The 6,165-nt window shown below is 69.5% G+C and carries 5 protein-coding genes and 1 tRNA gene; all 6 read right to left on the bottom strand.

Annotated features, from left to right (window positions below):
- Window positions 1–17: 17 nt before the first annotated feature.
- A tRNA-Val gene (locus ACWDSL_RS51200) sits at window positions 18–89 on the bottom strand.
- Window positions 90–155: 66 nt separating this feature from the next.
- Complete coding sequence (locus ACWDSL_RS51195) at window positions 156–623, bottom strand: SRPBCC family protein (RefSeq protein WP_450496368.1); 468 nt, start codon at window positions 621–623, stop codon at window positions 156–158.
- 37 nt (window positions 624–660) lie between these two features.
- Window positions 661–3,393, bottom strand: coding sequence for an exo-rhamnogalacturonan lyase family protein (locus tag ACWDSL_RS51190; RefSeq protein ID WP_450496366.1), 2,733 nt, complete (start codon window positions 3,391–3,393; stop codon window positions 661–663).
- Window positions 3,394–3,759: 366 nt separating this feature from the next.
- Entirely contained in the window at window positions 3,760–4,377 is a 618-nt protein-coding gene (locus ACWDSL_RS51185) for a DUF624 domain-containing protein (protein WP_450496364.1), read from the bottom strand.
- Window positions 4,378–4,389: 12 nt separating this feature from the next.
- Complete coding sequence (locus tag ACWDSL_RS51180; protein ID WP_450496362.1) at window positions 4,390–5,247, bottom strand: carbohydrate ABC transporter permease; 858 nt, start codon at window positions 5,245–5,247, stop codon at window positions 4,390–4,392.
- A partial coding sequence (locus ACWDSL_RS51175; protein WP_450496360.1) for a carbohydrate ABC transporter permease occupies window positions 5,244–6,165 on the bottom strand: 922 nt, incomplete at its 5' end. The genes ACWDSL_RS51175 and ACWDSL_RS51180, both read right to left, overlap by 4 nt.

Genomic DNA, 6,165 nt, shown 5'->3' with positions numbered 1-6,165 from the left:
GGCCCGGCCTCATGAGGTGGGCGATACTGGGTTCGAACCAGTGACCTCTTCGGTGTGAACGAAGCGCTCTCCCACTGAGCTAATCGCCCCGGGTGTCCCGGTGGGGTCCTCCCCGGTGGAACGACCTGAACAATATAGGTCGCGGCGGGTTTCGTTCAAACCGAATGCGCCCCTGGCGGCTGCGCGGCCAGGTAGGCCCGCAGCCCTCGCCGCCCGCCGCGCATCATCAGCGCGTGGTTGAGGCGGAAGAGGGGGCGGCCGGGGAGCGCGAAGAGGCGCAGCAGCGGCTTGCGAACCACCACATCCTGTTCGAAGAGGGCGCGTGCGCCGCTGCCGCGGGCGGTCACGGTCCAGCGCGCCCACCCCTCCAGGTCGCCGGAGAAGGCCAGCTCCAGCACCCCGGCCGCCGGGTCCTGACAAGCCTCGCGGACGGTGATGACCAGGTCGTACGGGATCACGGAGCGGAAGCGGGCGGTGCCGGTCCGCTCGTCGCTCCTGACCGCCTCCCGGACCTGCGGCCACCACCGGGGATACTCGTCGCCCGCGGCGAGCAGCCGGTAGACGGCGGCGGGCGGGGCGTCGAGGTCCCAGTGGCTCCGGAAGCGGTAACGGCACCAGTCCATCTCTCCAGTCTGCGGTCTTTCCAGCTTTCCATCCGGCTCAGCCGGGCAGCTTGTCCCCGATCTGCGCGAGGTTCTGGATCGCGGCCAGCCCGTACTGGGCGGTGGAGTTGGTGGACACCCAGGCCGCCTCGACCCCGGGCTCCAGCACATCGGGCCCCTCCAGCTTGACCGTCCTCCAGTCGGTCGTGGCGTCGGGGTAGCCGTCGCCCCCGGAGAACTTCTGCCAGGCGCGTTTGATCAGCGCCTCGTCCTTGAGCTGCGCCCCCGCGTAGGCGTCGAGCCGCGAGTGGCCCTGGAAGAGCAGCAGCGAGCCGAAGTCCGTACCGTAGCGGGCCTTCTGTTCGGCCTTGGTGGCGTTGAAGTAGCGGCAGTAGTCCAGCCACGCCTCCTTGAACTCCGGTATGTCGATCAGGTCGATCAGCTCAGCACACATCTCGACGAGACCGAAGACCGCGGACAGATGGGAGACGCTGACCTTCGCCTCGGTCGCGATGGCGTACTTGCCGGTGGAGAGGTCGTAGAGCCCGGAGCCCTGGACGAAGCCGTTGGGCTGGGCCGCGATGGTCTCCATCGTGCCGCGCAGTCTGGCCTCGGCCTTCTCGGCCTTGGGGCCGTGCCGCTCCCATTCGGTGAGCCACGCCCCGGCGAGCCCGCTCCAGTCGGTGCCGAAGCCGATGTCCAGGGCGTGCGGGTCCGGTTCGTAGTCGGGGTCGGTGCGGACCTTGCGCAGCGGATCGAGGACGAGGAAGGTCTCGTCGGAGTCGACGAGGGCGCTCATGATGTCGCCGACGCGCTCGTCGGCGGTGAGGAAGTAGTACGGGCGCCGGTAGACGGCGGTGGAGATGCGCTGCTGTTTGGCGCTGTCCGCGAAGTGCTGTACGCCGTGCCGGGTGCCGAGGCCGGCCCACTTCCCGAGGTGGTAGGCGTCCACTTCGCCGGTGTGCCGGGTCATGGCCTCCGCGAACCGGAAGACATCGGCGCGGCCGGAGCGCAGATAGGCGTACCAGAGCCATAGGTCGGGTGACAGCTCGGAGTTGTCCCAGGCGTAGCCGCCGACGTCGTACCGCCACTGGTGCCGGTCCTCGTCGTACGTGTGCATGATGTCGCCGTAGTCCCAGAAGCCGTACCAGCGGCGCTGTTCGGCCTGGCCCTTGTGGTAGGTGAAGAGGAAGTCCAGATGGTCCTCGATCTTCGCCTTGGCGGCGGTCGAGCGGTCCACGGGCGCGAACAGGCCGCCGAAGACCTTGGCGCGGGCCAGATCGGCGGGCCCGGCGGCCAGTTGGGGCGGGGTGCGTACGGCGGCTGCCTGGGCGACCAGCGTCTCGGCGCTCGGTGTGGCGCCGTTGGCCCAGAACACCAGCTCGCTGGTGCGCGCGATGCCGTACGGGGTGCCGAACTTCGGCTCGTAGTCCTCGTAGGTGATGTTGAGTCCTTCGAGCTGTTCGGCGTAGGTGTCCTGGCCCATGCCGTCGTGGTAGAAGCGCAGATCCATCGGCTGGGCCTCGGGCGACCACAGCCACAGCGTGACCTCGGCCTCGTCGCCCGCGGCGCCCCGGATGTCGAGCTGGGCGGGGAACTTCTCCCAGAAGTCGCGCAGCCCGAAGGACAGTCCGCCGCTGACACCGCCCACATAGCCGAAGCCGCTCGCCCGGCCGCCTCCGCCCGCGGGGATCCAGCCGTGGCCCGGTTTGGTGCGCTTGCGCAGTGTGAAGCCGTCGGCGGACAGCTGGGAGAGGGTGTAGTCGCCCCAGGTGGGGATGAGATGCAGCCGGGTGGTCACCCGCTGGTCCCAGGTGGCCGGGTCGGGCAGCTTCTCGCCCGTGAACTGGGCCTTGCGGACGGCCGCGCCGGGGTCGCGGCGCAACCCGGTGATGCCCTTGACCGCCTCGGTCAGCAGCCCCTTGCCCTCGCCCGCGATCCGGATGTGCCGGTCGTACGCCTCGTCACGCATGGGCACGGAGAAGCGAACGCCCAGGCCGCGGATGAAGTCCTTCTCCTGATCGCCGTCGAAGGTGATGGTGTGGACCATACGGAACGAGTCGGCGCCCGCGTAGAAGTAGAGCCGGACGCTGAAGGGGAGCCAGCCGCGGCCGCCCTTGCGGTGCTTGCCGTCGATACGGACGACCGCGCGGACGGGGCCCTTCTGCTCGACCTTGGCGCCGCTGATCTCGCCGTCGAACCGCTCCCACTTGGCGCTGCCGTGGTCGCCGTCGTCGATATCGCCCTGGCGGAGCAGGACGAGCCGGCCGTCGCGGGCGATCTCGGTGCCGCCCCGGGTGATGGACCGTACGAGCTTCCCACCGTCCTTGCCGATCACGGCCTTGATCACCCCGGTGTCCACGGTGATCTTGCCGCCGCTCTCGGAGACGGTGACCTTCTCGGCGGGCGCGGCGGGTTCGCCGGCCGTCAGGCGGTACGCGGTGGCGCCGGCGAGCCCTTCCGCCGCGGCGTGCGCGGTCCACTTGAGCGAGCCGTCGGGCCAGTAGGCGGTGGCCCAGGTCTGCAGGGGCACGTCCTTGCCGTCGGCCGTGGCCAGTGCGAACTTCTGGTCCGCCGACTGGGCGCCCTTGGGCCAGGGCACGCCGAAGGTGCTGCCCGCGGCGGCGCCCCGGCCGCCGTCCTCCAGCCAGGTGATGTTCACGGGGTCGTCCGCCGCCTTGCTGACCGCCGCCGCCTGCTGGGAGTTGCCCGCGAGGAGCCAGGAGAAGGGGGCCGCGGCGCCGGCGACAGCAGCCGCCTTGAGCACATTGCGTCGGGGGATCGGAGACATGAGCAACCTTTCAACGGGGGTTGGTAGCTGCTTGCCGGAGAGTGCGGACCAGGCCGCATTAGCTCGATCGTGTGATGGTGTGCTCGCATGTTTGCGGCGCCCTGGTCCGGCCGGGTTAGCGTGCTCGTGCGATCTGGGACGGCGGTACGGCGCCAGCGTGCGGGATGCGTGTCGCCGCCCCGGGGCTGAGTACGCCGGGGACCAGGGGGCACCTCCCGGCGGTAGCTGGGGGAGCGCCCAAGACCGTTCGGGGCGTGCGGCTGAATGGGCTCGCTCCTACTCAGTCTCAAGGAACGGTCAGGTGCGGTGCATGACGTGGGTGGCTCGATGGGTGTGGTCGTGGTGTCAGGCGCGGGCGGGCCACCGTCAGGCCCGTACGCGCCTTTCCACCGCGACGGCGCAGGCCGCGAGGGCGCCGACCGCGGGTGCGACCAGCGGCAGCAGTTGCCAGGCGGCGACGGTGACCACCGCGAGCCCGCCGACGAGCAGCAGCGACCCGCCCAGGTCGGCGCCGAGGCCACGGCGCACGGCGGCTCGGGCCACGGCGGGCCAGCCGAGGCCGGGCCGCCACTGCGCGGCCGTACGCAGCCCGAGCACGATCACCGCGAGCGTCCCCGCCACGCTCACGGCGATCAGCACGGGCCCGCCGGGCAGGGCTCCCGAGCGGGCCACGCGCAGATCGAAGGCGAGCAGTGCGAGGGCCGCCCACCACAGCAGGGAGAACCGCCAGCCGCTGAGCGTCGCCTCCCGCAGACCGGAGAGGAAATCCCGCCATGTGGACCGCTCGCCGTCCAGGTGGCGGCGCAGATGTGCGCACCCGGCCGCGAAGGCGGGCAGCAAGGTGACCACGGGCAGGGCGGCGAGCACCACCCACACCCCGGTCAGCAGGGACTCGGCGAACACCGAGAAGAGGAACAGCCGCGAGTCCCGCCGCGCCGCCGCCCGCCCGGTCCGCGACCGCGCGCTCGCCTCCCGTACATCCATCGCGCCCGCCCCTCAGCCCTTGAGCCCGGAGGTCGCCGCGCCCTCGACCAGATAGCGCTGGAAGGCGAGGAAGAACAGCAGCACCGGCGCCAGCGCCACCAGCGACATGGCGACCATGCCGCCGTAGTCCGCGACGGTGTCCTGGTCGATGAACATCTTCAGGGCGAGCGAGACCGTGTACTTGTCCTGGGTGTTCAGATAGAGCAGCGGTCCGATGAAGTCGTTCCAGGACCAGATGAAGCTGAAGATCGCGCTGGTGATCAGGGCGGGGCGGCACAGCGGCAGCACGATGTTCCAGTAGATGCGGAGATGACCGCAGCCGTCGATACGGGCCGCCTCGTCCAGTTCCTTCGGCAGGTTGCGCATGAACTGCATCAGCAGGAAGACGAAGAAGGCGTCCACGGCCAGGTATTTGCCGAGCAGCAGCGGCACAAAGGTGTTGATGTAGTCCAGCTTCTGGAACAGCACATACTGCGGAATGATCAGCACCTGGAAGGGCAGCAGCAGCGTGGCGATCATGACCGAGAACAGCAGATTGCGCCCCGCGAAGCGGATCCTGGCGAAGGCGTAGGCCGCCAGGGAGCAGGAGAACAGCACCCCGACCACCGAACCCACCGCGATGATCAGCGAGTTGTAGAAGAAGCTGGTGATCGGGATGTCGGCGATGCCCTCCGACAGCCGCCGGTAGTTGTCGGTGATGGGGTCGGTGGGCAGCAGCTGCAGACTGCCGACGATCTTGTCGCCGGGCTTGAACGAGGCCCCGATCACCCACACCACGGGGTAGAGGATCACGGCCAGCAGCGCGAGCGCGCCCACATGCCAGCCCACGGACCGCGCCCTGCGCCGGGCCACACCGCTCAAGGCACTCACCGGGCGTCCTCCTCGTAGTGCACCCAGCCGCGCTGGGTCTTGAACAGCACCACCGTCACCAGTCCGATGCCGAGCATCAGCATCCATGCCATCGCGGAGGCGTAGCCCATGCGCAGATTGCGGAAGCCCTGCTCGTACAGGTACCAGGTGTAGACCAGCAGCGAGTCGGCGGGACCGCCCGCCCCGGAGCCTCCGGTGCCGCCGATGACCACCGCCGAGGTGAAGACCTGGAACGAGTGGATGATCTCCAGCAGCAGATTGAAGAAGAGCACCGGGGAAATCATCGGCAGGGTGATGGAACGGAACCGGCGCCAGCGGCCCGCGCCGTCCATCTCCGCGGCCTCGTACAGCTCACGGGGTACCTGCTTGAGCCCGGCCAGGAAGATCACCATCGGGGCGCCGAACTGCCAGACGGTCAGCGAGATCAGCGTGGGCAGCATCCAGTCCGGGTCGCCGATCCAGCCGCCCACGTCCCAGCCGAAGAGACTCATCGACTTGTCGACGATCGCATCGTCCTGGAAGATCGACCGCCAGACGACGCCGATGCTGACGCTGGCGCCGATCAGGGACGGGGCGTAGAAGGCCGAGCGGTAGAAGCCCTGCCCCTTCCGGGGCTTGACCAGCAGCATCGCCACGCCGAGCGCGAGCAGCAGCTTCAGCGGGGTACCGATCAGAACGTACTTCACCGTCACATCGACCGAGTTCCACCACCGGTCGTCCCGGAACATCTCCCGGAAGTTCCTCAGGCCCACCCACTTGGGCGAGTCGAAGAGGTTGTAGTCGGTGAACGCCAGGTAGAGCGAGACGAGCATCGGGCCGAGGGTGAGCAGCAGGATCCCGATGCACCACGGCGTCAGGAAGAGATACCCGGCCAGCGTCTCCCGGCGCCCCCGCCGCCGCGCGAGGGCGGCGGCGGGG

This window comes from Streptomyces sp. NPDC000941 (assembly GCF_053599555.1).
This window is presented reverse-complemented; position numbering and strand designations above follow the sequence as displayed.

Coding starts and splice junctions, on each gene's coding strand:
- ACWDSL_RS51185 (WP_450496364.1), bottom strand. CDS start 4,377: ATGGATGTACGGGAGGCGAGCGCGCGGTCGCGGACCGGGCGGGCGGCG.
- ACWDSL_RS51195 (WP_450496368.1), bottom strand. CDS start 623: ATGGACTGGTGCCGTTACCGCTTCCGGAGCCACTGGGACCTCGACGCC.
- ACWDSL_RS51190 (WP_450496366.1), bottom strand. CDS start 3,393: ATGTCTCCGATCCCCCGACGCAATGTGCTCAAGGCGGCTGCTGTCGCC.